This is a genomic window from Actinomadura oligospora ATCC 43269 (genome assembly GCF_000518265.1).
GTDB lineage: Bacteria > Actinomycetota > Actinomycetes > Streptosporangiales > Streptosporangiaceae > Spirillospora > Spirillospora oligospora.
The window spans coordinates 695,577-710,544 of record NZ_KI912411.1 but is presented as its reverse complement, the minus strand read 5'-3'; the positions used below and the strand labels follow the sequence as shown (position 1 = coordinate 710,544).

General features: G+C 70.8%; 14 protein-coding genes. 3 read left to right on the top strand and 11 right to left on the bottom strand.

Features of this window, described 5'->3' with window-relative positions; genetic code table 11:
• The 3 genes from P696_RS55385 to P696_RS56695 all read right to left on the bottom strand — a co-directional run.
• Window positions 1-284 (bottom strand): IS5 family transposase (locus tag P696_RS55385; RefSeq protein ID WP_425394182.1); only part of this gene is annotated, 284 nt, incomplete at its 3' end.
• Window positions 285-539: 255 nt separating this feature from the next.
• Window positions 540-737 carry a hypothetical protein gene (locus P696_RS56700; protein WP_157430216.1) on the bottom strand — a complete coding sequence of 66 codons (198 nt, stop codon included), beginning with the start codon at window positions 735-737 and terminating at the stop codon, window positions 540-542.
• A 131-nt stretch (window positions 738-868) separates the two neighbouring features.
• Window positions 869-2,212 (bottom strand): hypothetical protein, encoded by a 1,344-nt coding sequence (locus P696_RS56695; RefSeq protein ID WP_157430215.1) that lies wholly within the window; start codon window positions 2,210-2,212, stop codon window positions 869-871.
• Window positions 2,213-2,862: 650 nt separating this feature from the next.
• On the opposite strand from P696_RS56695, the gene P696_RS56690 reads away from it, so the two are divergent.
• Window positions 2,863-3,012 (top strand): hypothetical protein, encoded by a 150-nt coding sequence (locus P696_RS56690; RefSeq protein WP_157430214.1) that lies wholly within the window; start codon window positions 2,863-2,865, stop codon window positions 3,010-3,012.
• 105 nt (window positions 3,013-3,117) lie between these two features.
• On the opposite strand, the gene P696_RS0140110 is transcribed toward P696_RS56690, so the two are convergent.
• The 4 genes from P696_RS0140110 to P696_RS0140095 all read right to left on the bottom strand — a co-directional run bounded on the left by P696_RS0140110 (window position 3,118) and on the right by P696_RS0140095 (window position 8,579).
• Window positions 3,118-3,738, bottom strand: a complete 621-nt coding sequence (locus P696_RS0140110) for a class F sortase (protein WP_026416734.1) — start codon at window positions 3,736-3,738, stop codon at window positions 3,118-3,120.
• A gap of 4 nt (window positions 3,739-3,742) precedes the next feature.
• Window positions 3,743-4,252, bottom strand: coding sequence for a hypothetical protein (locus P696_RS0140105; protein ID WP_026416733.1), 510 nt, complete (start codon window positions 4,250-4,252; stop codon window positions 3,743-3,745).
• A gap of 160 nt (window positions 4,253-4,412) precedes the next feature.
• On the bottom strand, window positions 4,413-7,229 hold the full coding sequence (locus tag P696_RS51360) for a family 20 glycosylhydrolase (protein ID WP_084338921.1): 2,817 nt from the start codon (window positions 7,227-7,229) through the stop codon (window positions 4,413-4,415).
• Between the two features lie 159 nt (window positions 7,230-7,388).
• A complete protein-coding gene (locus tag P696_RS0140095) occupies window positions 7,389-8,579 on the bottom strand; it encodes an acyl-CoA dehydrogenase family protein (RefSeq protein ID WP_026416732.1) in 1,191 nt (396 codons plus the stop codon).
• Between the two features lie 49 nt (window positions 8,580-8,628).
• Here P696_RS0140095 and P696_RS0140090 point away from each other — a divergent pair, with 49 nt between their 5' ends.
• On the top strand, window positions 8,629-8,973 hold the full coding sequence (locus P696_RS0140090; protein WP_026416731.1) for a DUF6285 domain-containing protein: 345 nt from the start codon (window positions 8,629-8,631) through the stop codon (window positions 8,971-8,973).
• Between the two features lie 154 nt (window positions 8,974-9,127).
• On the opposite strand, the gene mctP is transcribed toward P696_RS0140090, so the two are convergent.
• From mctP to P696_RS0140070, 4 genes are all read right to left on the bottom strand, one after another.
• Window positions 9,128-10,723 carry a monocarboxylate uptake permease MctP gene (gene mctP / locus P696_RS0140085; RefSeq protein WP_034489533.1) on the bottom strand — a complete coding sequence of 532 codons (1,596 nt, stop codon included), beginning with the start codon at window positions 10,721-10,723 and terminating at the stop codon, window positions 9,128-9,130.
• Window positions 10,724-10,731: 8 nt separating this feature from the next.
• A complete protein-coding gene (locus P696_RS0140080; RefSeq protein ID WP_245627990.1) occupies window positions 10,732-10,998 on the bottom strand; it encodes a DUF3311 domain-containing protein in 267 nt (88 codons plus the stop codon).
• Between the two features lie 195 nt (window positions 10,999-11,193).
• Window positions 11,194-11,841 carry a carboxymuconolactone decarboxylase family protein gene (locus tag P696_RS0140075; protein WP_026416728.1) on the bottom strand — a complete coding sequence of 216 codons (648 nt, stop codon included), beginning with the start codon at window positions 11,839-11,841 and terminating at the stop codon, window positions 11,194-11,196.
• Between the two features lie 44 nt (window positions 11,842-11,885).
• A complete protein-coding gene (locus P696_RS0140070; RefSeq protein ID WP_026416727.1) occupies window positions 11,886-12,458 on the bottom strand; it encodes a VOC family protein in 573 nt (190 codons plus the stop codon).
• Between the two features lie 309 nt (window positions 12,459-12,767).
• On the opposite strand from P696_RS0140070, the gene P696_RS0140065 reads away from it, so the two are divergent.
• Window positions 12,768-14,957: an anthranilate synthase component I gene (locus tag P696_RS0140065; RefSeq protein WP_425394181.1), complete on the top strand. Its 2,190-nt coding sequence runs from the start codon at window positions 12,768-12,770 to the stop codon at window positions 14,955-14,957.
• Window positions 14,958-14,968 lie beyond the last annotated feature (11 nt).

Genomic DNA, 14,968 nt, shown 5'->3' with positions numbered 1-14,968 from the left:
ATCCGGCCGACCGAGTCGTCATGAACCTGAACATGCTCCAGCAGGGAGTCGAAGGTCCCGTCAGCAGCCCACCGCCGATACCGCTCATACACCGTCTTCCAGTTGCCATACCGCTCGGGCAGGTCCCGCCACGGCGCCCCGGTCGCCAACTTCCACAAGATCCCGTTCAACACCGTCCGATGATCGACCCACCGGCCACCCTGGCGAGGATGACCAGGCAGAAGCGGCTCAATCCGCACCCACGCGGCATCAGTCAACTCATGACGACGAATCACACCCGCCATCACACCCCGACACCCAGATCAACCTCAGCCAAACCCCAAGATCCAACGGACACGCCCTAGGCCGAGGACGGTGATGAGGAGTTCTACCTACGCTGGGACCGCTCGGCCGGCCGGGCCAGCACAAGCTTGCCGCGCTGTCCTCACGCGGGGCCTTGGTCACCGCCGACCGGGCCGGGCACAACACGCACCTGGACGAACGGACCTGATCGCCAACGCCGTCCATGACCTGATGGCAGTGATCACCTTCCGGCAGCATCATCCGTCCACGACGAGGCGGACATCACAAGGCCGGGACGTCGAGACCGACGAGCTCATGGTCTCGATGATCACGCAATTGTGGCGGCTCGGCCTCGACACGCCGTGGTGCTGCCCGGACGGCGGCGAGGCCACCTCGCCGCCGCGACCGCCGCGCGACCCGCTGAACGCGAGCGGCTCGCGGCCTTCAACAAGCACCGGGTGTGGTTCACCGTGCGGGAGGCCGACGGGCCACGGCTCGTCGAGGCGGTCCGCACGGTGGACCCGCAGATCGGGTGGCGGCAGTATCGGTTGCGGACCCCCGGCTGGGTGTCGTTCTCGGCCCCTCGTCAGGGGTTGAGGGTGATGGTTCGGGTGAGGGTGCTTCCGGCCCAGGAGGCGGTGACGGTCACCGAGATGGGAGAGGTGAGCGGTCCGGTCGTCGTGCCGGTGAAGTTCACGTACTCGTAGCCCTTCAAGATGGTCACGGTGGCGGGGAGCAGAAGGTGGGGGTCGCTGCTGGTCAGCGTGACGACCGAGTCCTCGCTCACGTCCGCGACCGGCCGTATCTCACCGGTGAAACCCTGGCCCGCGGTCACCTGGTCGGGGACGGTGAAGGACGACAACCCGTTGGGGCCGACTCGGAACAGCTGTCGGATGCTGTCTCCGTCGAGCGAGGCGGTCACCCATACCCGCTTTCCCGTCGTGAGCGTGCCCACCGTCAGGACGAAGGGGGCGGAGGTCTTTCCGGCGGGGACGACGACCCGGTCCGGCACCGTCACGTTCGGGTCGTCACTGGTCAGGGTGACGACCGAGTCGTGGTCCACGGGATCGGTGAGCGACACGGTTTCGGTGACCGACGTCCCGTTGGGCAGCTGCTCGCGGGTGCCTGAGAGCGCGTCGAGGTTGCCGGGGCCCCGCACCTGGAGGATGTTCTGGCTGGTCATGCTCGGAATCGAGGCAGTGATCACGAACTGGCGCCGCCCGGCCTGCGCGGCCGCGATCGCCTGGAAGGTCCCCGAGGTGGCCCCGGCGGGGATGGTCAGGGACGTGGTGCTGAGTGTGACCTCGCGGTCATTGCTCCCCACCGAGACGACGGTGCCGCCCGTGGGCGCCGCCCGGGAGAGGACGACGGTGCCGGTCAGCGGGTGGCCTGGCCGCACGTAGTTGCGGTTGGTGGTCAGGGTGAAGCCCATTCGGGGCTGCAACGTCAAGCTGACCGGGCCCAGCTTCCGCCCGTCGGAGGTGGACGCGGAAATGCCCGCGACAACGTCGGAGGCCTTCACGTTCCTGGCCGTGACGCCGAGCGGTCTCACCACGCTTGTGGCGATGGTGAAGTCGGCTGACGTCCGGTGCGCCGCAATCGTGATCTGGGGCGGCACTTGGGCCATGGCGGGATTGCTGCTGACCAGGTGGACCGGCAGCCCGGTGCTGGGGGCGGGGCCGGTCAGCGTGACGGTCCCGGTGGCGTTGTTGCCGCCTTCCACCGGGTTGGGGGCGATGGTGAGGGTCGACAGCCGCCCCGGCACCGGGGGCTTCACGGCGGGCAGGACCCGCAGTGTGGTCCGCGCGCGCAGGTGGCCCGAACCGACCTGGAGCCAGCGGGACTCCGCCTTGCGAACCCGGGGGGTGGTGACTTTGAAGGTGGCCCAGTGGGCGTGGCGGGGCATCCGGATCGAGTGCGGCGTACCCAACCCGGCCGCCGACACCTTCAGCGACAAGCCATGGCCGCCGACCGCGCACTTCAGGTGAACCTTCGCAGTGGCTTTCGCCCCACCGACGACCGGATTCGGCGAGACCACGACGCCCACCGCCTGGCGGCAGGCTGAGGCGTCGGCACTTCCCGCCGGAACCACCACCGCTGAAGCCGCCCCCACCAGGGATGCGGTGAGCACCAACAACACCCGTCGCACGTTTCCTCCAAGATCAGTCAGCGAGGCATTTCACCACAAGCCGCGCGCTGCCGTCACTGACTCGGAACCGCCGAACGCTTCCGGACGAGCGTCATTCCAGGATGATGAGTGACCGGAATCGGCGGATGGCGCGAGACGACCTCCTCTGCGGCGACCCCGCCGTCCGCGCCCCATCCCACGCGGCCTCCTGCAGGCGTTGACGGGCGGTGCCCACCAATACGACACGAGCACGCTCAGCTGTTTGGGACGCCACGATCACTAGCTGACCTGCACCTGGACGTCCGGTACGCCAGGACGTTGCGGCTGTCCGCCAACCTGACCCGGTGCGGAAGGGACGCCGACTCACCGCGCGGAACGCTTCTCGCGCCCGGCGCCAAGGCACTTGCCAAGCGCACGGTGAAGATCTACTTCCAGGCGCGTGGATCGAAGAAGTGGGTCGGCATGGCCACCGTCCGCACCGACGCCCACGGCGCTTTTACCAGGGCCTTCACCGCCAAGCAGGACGCACCTGGCACGCGGTCTTCGCCGGCGACACCCTCGACCTGCCCGTCCAGGCCGCCGACTACGTGGACGTCCGCTGACCGAAACGCAAGGTCTCAGACGCCCGTCCATTCACCACTGTGCTCATGAGCGTGGCCTCTCTCCTCGACAGAGGGGAAGGGCTGCCGGGTGGCTCCTTGGCTGGCTCATCCGGCGTTAGGTGGTGGGGTTAGGTGGGCGTAGACGATGAGGTTGGCTTGGTAGGAGTGGTGGGTGGGGTTGTAGGGGCCGGTGCAGGTGATCAGGCGGAGGCCGGCGTAGTGGACGGTGCCGTAGACGCGGGTGGCTGGGAAGTTCGATTTGGGGGCTTTTTCGGTGGCGTCGACGGTGAATACGGCTGTTCGGCCGTCGGAGCGGCTGACCTTTACAATTGCGCCCGGTTTCACTTTGTGCAGCTTGTAGAAGGCGGCTGGGCCGCTTCGGTCGTCGTAGTGGCCGAGTAGGACCGCCGCACCGCGTGTTCCTGGTGCGGGGCCGCCTCGGTACCAGCCGACGCGTTCGGCGGATTGCAGGGGAGGCACCTGGACGGTTCCGTCGCGGTTCTGGCCGACTGGCATTACGGAGGCGTGGACGCCTGCGTCCGGGATCTCGATGCGTTCGGGTGTTGCGGCGGGCAGGGCCGTGCCGTTCGGGATGTTCCAGAGGGCGCGGGGGCCGCCGAGGTCGCGGTAGTGGGCGGTGTCGGGGTGGGAGCGGACGCCGTGGCCGAGCGCCACTGCGCCGAGCGCGGCGAGGGCCCCGGCGAGCAGGTAGGCGCGGCCGGTCATGGCGTCAGGCGCGTCTGCGTGTGGTGCGGGTTCGTAGTAGGGAGATCGCGCCGACTGCGGTCGCGCCGATGAGCAGCATGAAGCCGAAGCCGGTCCATGGGACGTCCGGCTCCTGTGTTCCTCCGCCGCCGGTCATCGCTCCGCCGTGCGGCCGGTGGCCCTCGTCCCGATCGGGGTGCCTCGCGCGGATCTGGAACGCGCCGTTCTGCGAGTGGTTGGACGTGAGGCACTTGGCGATGATCGAGTAGCGGCCGGCCCGGTCCTTGGTAGGCGTGGCCGAGACGCTGAACCAGCCGTCGTTCACGACGCCCCGGCCGCGTGCCGAGCCGGTGATGTTGACGTGGCGGTCGGTGGGCTGGCAGCCGCCGGACACGGTGATCGACTGGCCCGGCCGGACGACGCTCGGCGACACGTCCAGGCCGTCGGCCCGGGCGGTCCCGCCGGACAGCGTCACGCCGCCGCCGAGCGCGGCACAGGCGAGCATGACGGTGTGGCGGGCGGTCACAATGCGCACGGTTCCCCCTGAACATGCGGTGACATGGAGTGATTCTCCGCTCACGTCCCGGTCTTCCCGGCACGCGCGTGTCACAAGGGGGGACCAACCGTTTCTTTGCCGAGTGCCCCGACCGGCATGACCGGCCGGGGCACTTCCATGACCGCTGGACCAGCCCTGGCTACTGGATCAGCCGCCAGGAGGCGGGGGAGACGTCCGGGGCCTGGCCGGAGCCCGGACGGAGCGCCCGGAACAGCTCACCCTGGTAGGTGACCAGCGCGCCCTGCCCGTAGGAGTCGCCGGACTTCCACCCCGGCACGTCCACCGGGGAGATCCGGCTCGTCCGGCCGTCCACCACGCGCGTGCGGGTGAGCGCGGACGCGCCGACCCGGACGGGCCCCGAGTACCCCGTCCACCGGACGCCGTCGGTGGAGTACTCGATCGCCAGGCCCGGATCGCGGACGTTGGCGCTGAGCGTCCCGCCGTCGATCTTCCCACCGGGCAGCGGGATCCGGTAGTTCACCCCGGCGCCCGGGAGCCCGACCGGACGGTACGACGACAGCAGCGGGAAGGTGACCTGCCCGAGCGTGTTGGTGAAGACGTTCCACGCGGCGGGCATCCGCGCGGACGTCGGGGTGTCCCGGTTCCACGCCCGCTCGGCCGCGCCGAGCAGCTTCGGGAACGCCTGGTACTCGCGCAGCTGCGGGGTCATGCCGTTCTCGCCGAACATCTGCGCCTCGAGGCCGAGGATGTTCTTGCGGCCCTCGGGGGTCAGCCTGGTCCAGGAGGGGTTCGGCGTGAGCGGGTTGCCCCAGCGGTCCTCGGTCGCGTTCGCGTACACGTCGAACGGCTGGTAGGTGAAGGTCGACTTCTCGTCCACGTACTCGGCCCAGTAGTAGCCGGGTTCGTCCGGGTCCTTGTTGTAGGCGAGGTCCATGTACAGGTTCGTGGCGTGCGCCAGGATCACCGGCGTGCCCTGGTTCGCGAACCGGTAGGCCCAGTCCTCGCGTCCCCAGCCCCACACGTTCTGCCACGGCAGCGGCGTGAAGCCCTTGAGGCGGAAGGACGTGGTCGGGTCGGTGATGTCCTCCCAGCCGGACGTCTCCGGAGCGGCGGTCCGCGCGATGTCGTTCCACTTGCCGAAGAACAGGTTCTTCAGCGCGTTCCCGTCCTTGCCCGCGGTCTCGGGGTTGTTCTTGCACGCGGGTGAGCCGGACCACCAGGCGTCGGGCGCGCCGGGCGGCTCGTCCCCGCCGAGGCTGATGCGGCCGAGCGGCGCGCCCGCCCCCGCGTAGATCTTCTTGACCTCGCCGACGACCTTGCTGAGGAACCGGTAGGTGCCGGACACGCACGGGTTCGCCATGTTGTCGGTGTAGCCCTGCACGCTGACGTGGTGGGACGTGTCGCCCGGATCGAGCATCCGGTACGTCGCGTCGCCGGAGTCCTTGTAGCGGCGCTCCATCGCCTGGACGGCCGCCCGCGCGTGCGCGGGGAAGTCGAACTCGGGGATCACCTCGATGTGCCGGGCCTTGGCGTACCGCAGGATCGTCTGGAACTCGGCGACCGAGTAGTAGCCGCTGCCCTTGCCGACGAAGTTCAGCACGTCCGGCTCGAACCCCTGGTAGGCCGGGGGACGGCCGAGGTTCGCCTGCGTCTGGTTCCGGGCCTTGCCCTCGATCCCGTCGCCGCCGCCGAGGTCGTTCACCGAGCCCATGCCCTCGTGCAGCGCGTTGGTCTCGTCCGGGTCGAACGCGCGGCGCGCGCCGAAGCCGGTCAGCTCCGGCAGGCCCGGGATCTGGATCCGCCAGCCCTCGTCGTCGGTGAGGCGCAGGTGCAGCTTGTTCAGCTTCGTGAACGACATCAGGTCCAGGAACTTCTGGACGGTCTGGCCGCTCTCGAAGTGGCGGGCCACGTCGATGGCCATGCCGCGGTAGGGGAACAGGGGCGCGTCCGCGATCGCCGCGCGCGGCACCTGGACCGCGCCGCCCGCGTGCCCGGCCGCCGCGTCCTGGTAGGCCTTCGCCGGGACGATCTGCCGCAGCGTCTGGATCCCGTGCAGGACCCCGGGCGCGTCCGTCCCGACGATCTCCACCCCGGACGCGCCGGAGGTGAGCGTGTAGCCCTCCGCGTCCGGCTTGCCGTCGTGGTCGACGTCCAGCGTGGGATCGGTGCGCAGGGTGATCGGCGCGCCCTTCGCCGGGGTGACGTCGCCGAGCGCCGACCGCAGGTACCCGGCCTCGCCGCGCAGGTTCCCCGGCGCGCGGACGTCCGAGCCGCCGCCGAGGGAGACCGTCCCGCCGGACGCCGTCGCCGACAGCGGCTGCGGCAGGATGCGCTGCTTCAGCGTCAGCGACACCTTGGTCTCGGTGTTGTCGGCGTACCGGCGTGCGGCGTCCTGCACCGGACGGTTGTCGCCGCTGAACGCCTTGGTCTGCTTCGGGTCGGTCGGGTCGAGCAGGGCCTTGGCGGGCATCCAGTGCGGCGCGCCGCCGTCGTAGGAGATGCTCCACCCGGCCGGGGCGTCGGTCTTCAGGAGCGACCACAGCTCCATGTTGACGTCGATCTGGCGGCGCTCACCGGGCTTGACCGGCGTGAACGCCGCGGTCGGCTTCAGGACGTAGAAGTCGCCGCTCTGCGCTTTGTCGGCGCGCGCGACGGTGATTCCCTGGTCGGCGAGCTGCTTGCGGCCGATGTCGCCGGGCGTCCCCGACAGCACGGCCGCGGGCTGCCGGACGGAGGTGAAGTACATGGCCCACCCGGACGACCCGAGCCCGCAGCGGCGGTCACGGTCGTCCAGCGTGAGCCGGGCACGGAAGTAGACGGCGTCGGTGACCGTGTGGTCGACCGGCTGGAACGTCATCTGGAGCGCACGCGGATCCGGATGGCAGGCGGCGGACGCGGGCGCGGGCGCGAGCACCGCCGCCCCGGCGGCCGTCAACGCGGCGACCGGGACGAGCACCGCCGTCCGGGGCGGTCTTCTCAGGGCTGGCTGCGACATGAACAGGAAAGTAACCTGTCTATTTGTCGGGCCCCGGCGATCTCCCCGCGCCCTGATCCGGCCAGCCCGGAACCCGCAGGCCGGGCCCGCCGTCCGCAACCGGACAGCCCCCTGAGGTTGACCTCGCCCCACCGGCCCCGGCGGACGGCCGTCCAGGGGTCAGCGAAGGGCGAAGTCCCAGCCGCGGCCGTCGGCGTACTCGCGGAGCAGCCGCCGGGCCGTGGTCGTGACGTGCACCTCGTCCGGGCCGTCGAAGACGCGTCCCGCGCGGGCGTGCCGGTACATCTCGTCCAGCGGGGTGTCGGGGGTGAGGCCCTGCGCGCCGTGCACCTGGATCGCCCGGTCGAGGACCGCGTTCAGCATCCGCGCCGCGACCACCTTGACCGCGCCGATCTCGACCCGCGCCTGGTCGCCCTGGTCGACGCGCTGCGCGGCGTGCAGGGTCAGCAGCCGCGCCGCCTGGATCTCGGCGTAGGAGTCGAACACGTGCTGCTGCATCAGCTGCTTCCCGGCGAGGGGGCCGCCGAACGCCGTCCGCGAGTTCAGCCGCTCGCACATCAGGTCGAACGCGCGCTGCGCCTGCCCGAGGAAGCGCATGCAGTGGAAGATCCGTCCCGGCCCGAGCCTTTCCTGGGCGATGACGAACCCGTGCCCCCGCTCGCCCAGCAGGTTCTCGCGCGGCACCCGGACGTCGTCGTACAGCACCTCGCAGTGCCCGCCGGAGAGGCCGAGGACGGGGGTGTCGCGGACGATCGTGTACCCCGGCGTGTCCGTCGGGACGAGGATCATGCTGAACGCGCGGTGCGGCGGCGCGTCCGGCTCGGTGCGGCACATGACGGTCGTGTAGGCGGCGCGGTCGGCGAACGTGGTGAACCACTTGCGGCCCCGGATCACCCACGCGCCGTCCTCCAGCGTCGCCGACGTGGTGATCTGGGTCGGGTCCGAGCCCGATACGCCCGGCTCGGTCATCGCGAAGCTCGGGAAGATCTCGGCCTGCACCAGCGGCTTCAGGAACCGCTCCCGCTGGGCCGCGCTGGCGTGCCGGTGCAGCATCAGCGAGTCCTGGAGCGTGAACGTGCCGAGCGCGACCTGGCCGTACTCGCTGCGTCCCTGCACCTCGTTGACGTACACGTAGTCGAGGAACGGCAGCCCGCCCCCGCCGAGCTCCCGGGGATGCCCGAGCGCCCACAGCCCCTCGGCCTTGGCCTCGCGCTGGAGCCGGGCCAGCGTCCCCCGGGCCTCGTCGCCGCCGCGCCGCAGCACCGGCTCGGCGGGCTCGACCCGTTCGGTCATGAAGGCGTGCACGGCGTCGCGGACGGGACGCACCGACGCGGGAACCTCGAAGCTCATCCGACCACCTCCTAGAATCGCATTCTGTCCCAGAAGGAGGAGACGCGCGATGCCCCTGCCGCACGATGTCCCCGGGCCCGGCGAGCTGGTCGCGGCCGTCCGCGAGTTCCTGGAGCGGGACGTCCTCGGCGGGCTGGACGGCCGCACCCGGTTCCACGCCCTCGTCGCGATCAACATCCTCGGCGTCGTCGAACGCGAACTGGAACTCGGCCCCGAGCACGCCGAACGCCACCGCGCCCGCCTGCGCGACCTGGGGTTCCCCGACGACGCCGCGCTCGCCGCCGCCATCCGCGACGGCGACCTCGACGACCGCCACGCCGAGGTCAGGGACGCGCTGACCGCCATGGTCCGCGACAAGCTGGCCGTCGCCAATCCGCGCTACGCGGGCGACTAGCCCCGGGAGGGGCCGCCTGCGGGCAAGGAAACGGCCCGGCCCCCGGGAGCGAGGGTCGGGCCGGGTTCCTGCGGTCACGTGATCACGCGGTCGCGCGGTCACCGATCGCGTGGTCGGCGATCGCGCGGTCACGTGACGGACCGGGGCGTGAGGGTCACGTGCTGGAGGCGATCTCCAGGTCGCGGACCTTCGGGTCGCCCTCGTCGGCGGTGTAGTCGTCCGGCGTGGTGACGTCCTCGCCGTCCTTCAGGCCCGAGAGCTTCAGGACCAGCGAGACCGCGACCGCCACGACCAGGTTCACCAGCAGCGCCAGGATGCCGACGTACACCGTCATCTTGGTGTCCAGGCCGAGGTCGCTCAGCTTGTAGGCCGAGCCGCCGAAGTGCTCCTTGCCCTTGGCCACGTTCGGGATCTCGTACAGCATCCACAGGCCGGCCGCCATGCCGGCGAGCCAGCCCGCGATCAGCCCGCCCCGGTGGAACCAGTTGGTCACCAGGCCGAGGCCGACCGACGGGAGCGTCTGCAGGATGATGACGCCGCCGATCAGCTGCAGGTCGATGGAGAACTCGGGGTCCAGCGCCAGGATGCAGACGACCGCGCCGACCTTGACGACCAGCGAGACCAGCTTGGAGACGACCGCCTCCTCCTTGTCGGTCGCGTCCTTGCGCCAGAACTCCTTGTAGATGTTGCGGGTGAACAGGTTCGCCGCCGCGATCGACATGATCGCCGCCGGGACCAGCGCGCCGATCCCGACCGCCGCGAACGCCACGCCCGCGAACCAGTCCGGGAACATCTTGTCGAACAGCACCGGGACGACCGTGTTGGTGTCCGGCTTGCCACCGCTCGTCAGGGGCTTCACGCCTCCTGCGATCGCCATGTAGCCGAGCAGCGCGATCAGCCCGAGCACGAAGCTGTAGGCGGGCAGCGCCGCCATGTTCCGCTTGATCACGTCCCGGTTCTTGCTGGCCAGGACGCCGGTGATGCTGTGCGGGTAGAGGAACAGGGCCAGCGCCGAGCCGAGCGCGAGCATCGCGTAGTTCAGCTGGTTCGTGCCGTCCAGCAGGATGCCGTCGCTCGGCGCGGGCGACTTGGCGAACTTGGCCTGCGCCGTGTCGAAGATGTTCCCCCAGCCGCCGACCTTGGACGGGATGTAGAGGACCGCCGCGATGATCACGATGTAGATCAGCGCGTCCTTGACGAAGGCGATCAGCGCCGGGGCGCGCAGCCCCGACTGGTAGGTGTAGGCCGCCAGGATCGCGAACGCGATCAGGATCGGCCAGTGCCCGTTCACGCCCATCGCCTTCAGCACCGACTCGATGCCGACCAGCTGCAGCGCGATGTAGGGCATCGTCGCGACGATGCCGGTGACCGCGATGACGGCCGCGAGCGTGGGGGAGCCGAACCGGGCCCGGACGAAGTCGGCCGGGGTCACGAACCCGTGCCGGTGCGACACCGACCAGAGCCGGATCAGGACCAGGAACACCAGCGGGTACACCACGATCGTGTAGGGCACGGCGTAGAAGCCCGCCGCGCCCGCGCCGAACACCAGCGCCGGGACGGCCACGAAGGTGTAGGCGGTGTAGAGGTCGCCGCCGATGAGGAACCAGGTGATCCAGCTGCCGAACGAGCGGCCGCCGAGGCCCCACTCGTCCAGGCTGTCCATGGTCTCCGGCCGCCGCCACCGCGCCGCCACGAAGCCCATGCCGCTGACCAGCACGAACAGGACGGCGAAGACGATGAACTCTGTCATGTGGTCCTTCACCGGTCATCCCCCTTCCGGCGCTTGGTGACCTGGTAGACGATCGCCGTGCAGAGCACGCCGAGCGGGATGAAGGCGAACTGCATCCAGTAGAACGCCGGGAACCCGCCGATCCGGGGTCCGTCGTTGTTGAACAGCAGGGTCAGCAGGGGGACGACGATCGGGACGACCAGCAGCCAGTTGACCGGGTGGTGGTCCGAGCGGCGCCGGGTGGGCGCGGGCGCGGCCACCGACGGCTGCTCGGGGGGTGGGTCCTGCGGGGACAAGGGGTCCTCCTCGCGCACGTGACGCATGACGGCCGATCGGGACTGTCCAGAATGTGAGACAGCTCCTGACCTGGGGTGGGTGGCGGGAAGCCTAGTGCTTGTCCGATTACGGTCAGGTCTCGGACGCGCCACGACTCCGTGGAGCGGTCCAGCATGTGAAACGCCAGCTCAGAGCGGATCTCCGGGCGGGGAAGATCATCCGCCCGTGATGTCGTCGGCGATGTCGCGGGTGCCGTAGCCGTCCGGGGCGGGCACCTCGACGATCGGGTCGTCCCGGTCGTCGAACTCGACGCGCAGCGCCCGCGCCATGGTCGCGTGCATCTCGTACAGGCAGGTCACGTAGGTCAGCTCGAGGATCTGCTCGTCCGGGAGGTGCTTCTTCAGGGTCGCGAACACCTCGTCGTGGACGCGTCCGCCGTTGAGGACGAGCGCGTCCGCGTAGGCCAGGACGGCCCGCTCCAGCTCGTCGAACTGCTCGGACACCTCCCAGTAGGCGACCGCGCGGACCTTCTCGTCCGGCACGCCGAGCGCCCGCATCTGCTTGCAGTGCTGCGAGAACACGAACTGGCTCCCGCGCGCCCACCCGGCCCGCGTCTGCCCGAGCTCGCGCAGGAGCGGGTCCAGCCGGACGCCCCGGTAGACCTGGAAGCCCTTGACGCAGTGCTTGAAGATCGCCTGGTCGAGGGCGAACGTCGTCCACCAGTCCCCGGGCGACCCGGTCGCCGTCCCCCGGCCCTCGGTGGGGTCGGCGTCCTCGCCGAAGAGCCGGTCGTAGAAGAAGAGGGCCAGCGCGTCGCCCCTTTCCTGGAGCTCGGCGCGGGGGACCTGGCGGAGTCGGGGCATCGGGCTGCTCCTTCGGCGCGGGGACGGGGGAGAGGGCGGTGAGGTCAGGCGGTGCGGTCGGCGGCGGTCTTCGGCTCGTGCCGGACGTCCTCGGGACGGTCCAGCTCGCGCAGCCAGCAGGCGAACTCGACCAGGACGCCGTCCGGGTCCCTGAAGTAGATCGAGCGGACGAAGACGCCCTCGTGGACGTCCCTGGCGACGCCGAACTCGCTGTCGTCGTGGTTGAGCAGGACGCCGACGTCGACGCCCTTGGCGACCAGCCGGTCCCGGTACTCCTCGATCCGCTCCGGAGGGACGTCGAAGGCGATGTGGTTCATCGAGCCGACCGCCGACAGCAGCTCGCCCCGGTCGGGCAGGTCCTTGGGCGCGGACACGCCGGGCACCGGCTCGGGGGCGTCGGGGAACCAGAAGAACGCCAGCGCGTTCCCGCCGCCGCAGTCGAAGAAGAAGTGCTGGCCCCAGCCGAGCGGCAGCTCGATCGTCTTGATCAGCGGCATCCCGAGAACGCCCTGGTAGAAGTCCACGGTCCGCTTCATGTCGCGGCACACCAGCGCCAGGTGGTTCACCCCGCGCAGCTCGAACTCGGTGTTGGTGCGGCCGGTCCCGGTGGGGGTCATGGCGTCCTCCCCGCAGTCTCGGTAAGTGATCCCTTTCGTCCATCCTGTCAGGAACGGCGGCCGGGCAGAACCCCGTTCGGTGCCCGATCCGCCGGGGCCCGGCGGTCTGCCGGAGAGGTGACCGGCGTGTTCCGGGGCGTGGCGTGGCGGTCGCGGCGCGCGAGCGGGTACGCTCTGCGCATGCGAACCGACACCCACCGCCAGTGGTGGCGGCGCCGCTGAGGCGGCGCCGGTTATTCGCACGTTCGACGACCAGGCGATCGCCCCTCACCGGCGGTCGCCTTTCGCGTGTCCACCGGTGGCGGGGCCTTGATCAGACGAGGGGCCACCGCGGTGGAGACCGTCCAGCAGAAGCCGCTGACCAGCGAGTTCGAGACCGCCGGGGGAGTGCGGGTGCGGCGTGTGGCCGCCCCGGTCGACCCCGAGCGCAAGTCCGACGTGCTCAACGCGCTCGTCGCCGCCGTGGGGGAGCGGCGCGGCGGCGTGCTCAGCTCCGGCATGGAGTATCCGGGCCGCTACAGCCGCTGGCACATGGCCTACGTCGACCCGTGCCTGGAGATCGTCGCGCGCGGCCGGACGGTCACCGCCCGGGCGCTGAACGACCGCGGCAGGGTGTTGCTGCCCGCCGTCGCGTCCGCCGTGGCCGGGACGGGTGAGACCCGCGTCCGCACCGGCGGCCTGGTCGAGGTGTTCGTCCCGCCGACCGGCGAGTTCTTCACCGAGGAGCAGCGCAGCCGCCAGCCGACCGTGTTCACCGCCCTGCGCGCGGTCGTCGACCTGTTCCGCTGCGACGACCCGCACCTCGGCCTGTACGGGGCGTTCGGCTACGACCTGTCGCTCCAGTTCGAGCCGCTGCGCACCCGCCTGGAGCGGCCGGACGACCAGCGCGACCTGGTCCTGCACCTGGCCGACGAGATGGTCGTCGTGGACCGCAAGCGCGAGACGTCCCACCGCCTGTCGTACGAGTTCACCGTGGACGGCGCGTCCACCGACGGGCTCCCCCGCGTGACCGGGGCGACGCCCGTGCGGGACGCCGTCGAGCTGCCGCCGCAGCCCGTCCCCGGCGTGTACGCGCAGATGGTGCGGGACGCCAAGGACAAGTTCGTCCGGGGCGACCTGTTCGAGGTCACGCCCGGCCACGCCATGCACGGCCGCTGCACGGACCCGGCGGCGTTCTTCGAGCGGCTCCGCGAGACCAACCCCGCGCCGTACGAGTTCATGTTCAACCTCGGGGACGGCGAGTTCCTGGTCGGCGCGTCCCCGGAGATGTTCGTCCGGGTGGGCGGCGACCGGGTCGAGACCTGCCCGATCGCCGGGACGATCCGGCGCGGCGAGGACGCCCTGGAGGACGCCGAGCAGATCCGCACGATCCTGGCGTCCGCCAAGGACGAGTCGGAGCTGACGATGTGCACCGACGTGGACCGCAACGACAAGTCGCGGATCTGCGTGCCGGGCAGCGTCAGGGTGCTCGGGCGGCGGCAGATCGAGCTGTACTCGCGGCTGATCCACACCGTGGACCACATCGAGGGGCGGCTGCGGCCCGGCTTCGACGCGCTGGACGCGTTCCTCACCCACATGTGGGCGGTGACGGTGACGGGCGCTCCGAAGACGTGGGCGATGCAGTTCATCGAGGACCACGAGGACGCGCCGCGCCGCTGGTACGGCGGCGCGGTCGGGTTCGTCGGCTTCGACGGGTCGATGAACACCGGCCTCACGCTGCGCACCGCGCAGATCCGGGACGGCGTCGCGACCGTCCGGGCGGGCGCGACCCTGCTGTACGACTCGGACCCGGACGAGGAGGAGCGCGAGACGCACCTGAAGGCGAGCGCGCTGCTGCGCGCGCTGGCCGCCTCCGAGGGGGCGGGCGCCCAGGTGGGCTCCGCCCGCGCGGACGAGCCGGAGGGGGCGGGCGAGGGCATGAAGGTGCTGCTCGTCGACCATGAGGACTCGTTCGTCAACACCCTCGCCGACTACTTCCGGCAGCAGGGCGCGGACGTGGTGACGCTGCGGCACGGCTTCCCCGTGGAGCTGCTGGACGAGCACGAGCCCGACCTGGTGGTGCTGTCGCCCGGTCCGGGCCGTCCGGCGGACTTCGCGACCTCGGCGCTGCTGGACGAGATCGACGCGCGCCGCCTGCCCGTGTTCGGCGTGTGCCTCGGCCTGCAGGCGATGGTCGAGCACGCGGGCGGCGAGCTGGCGCTGCTGCCCGAGCCCGCGCACGGCAAGCCGGGCGGCGTGGAGGTGACCGGCGGGAAGCTGTTCGACGGGCTGCCCGGCACGTTCACCGCCGCCCGCTACCACTCCCTGCACGCCACGCCGGACCGGGTGAAGGGCGGCTTCCAGGTGACGGCGCTGCTCGGGGACGTGGTCATGGCCGTCGAGGACGCCGAGCGGCGGCGCTGGGCCGTCCAGTTCCACCCCGAGTCGATCCTGACCGCGCAGGGCCGGGCCGGGCACCGGATCGTGGCGAACGCTTTGCGGTTGGCCCGGAATTCCTGACGAAGGCTGTC

Coding starts and splice junctions, on each gene's coding strand:
- P696_RS0140095 (WP_026416732.1), bottom strand. CDS start 8,579: ATGAGCTTCGAGGTTCCCGCGTCGGTGCGTCCCGTCCGCGACGCCGTG.
- P696_RS0140070 (WP_026416727.1), bottom strand. CDS start 12,458: ATGACCCCCACCGGGACCGGCCGCACCAACACCGAGTTCGAGCTGCGC.
- P696_RS0140075 (WP_026416728.1), bottom strand. CDS start 11,841: ATGCCCCGACTCCGCCAGGTCCCCCGCGCCGAGCTCCAGGAAAGGGGC.
- P696_RS51360 (WP_084338921.1), bottom strand. CDS start 7,229: ATGTCGCAGCCAGCCCTGAGAAGACCGCCCCGGACGGCGGTGCTCGTC.
- P696_RS0140090 (WP_026416731.1), top strand. CDS start 8,629: ATGCCCCTGCCGCACGATGTCCCCGGGCCCGGCGAGCTGGTCGCGGCC.
- P696_RS0140110 (WP_026416734.1), bottom strand. CDS start 3,738: ATGACCGGCCGCGCCTACCTGCTCGCCGGGGCCCTCGCCGCGCTCGGC.
- mctP (WP_034489533.1), bottom strand. CDS start 10,723: ATGACAGAGTTCATCGTCTTCGCCGTCCTGTTCGTGCTGGTCAGCGGC.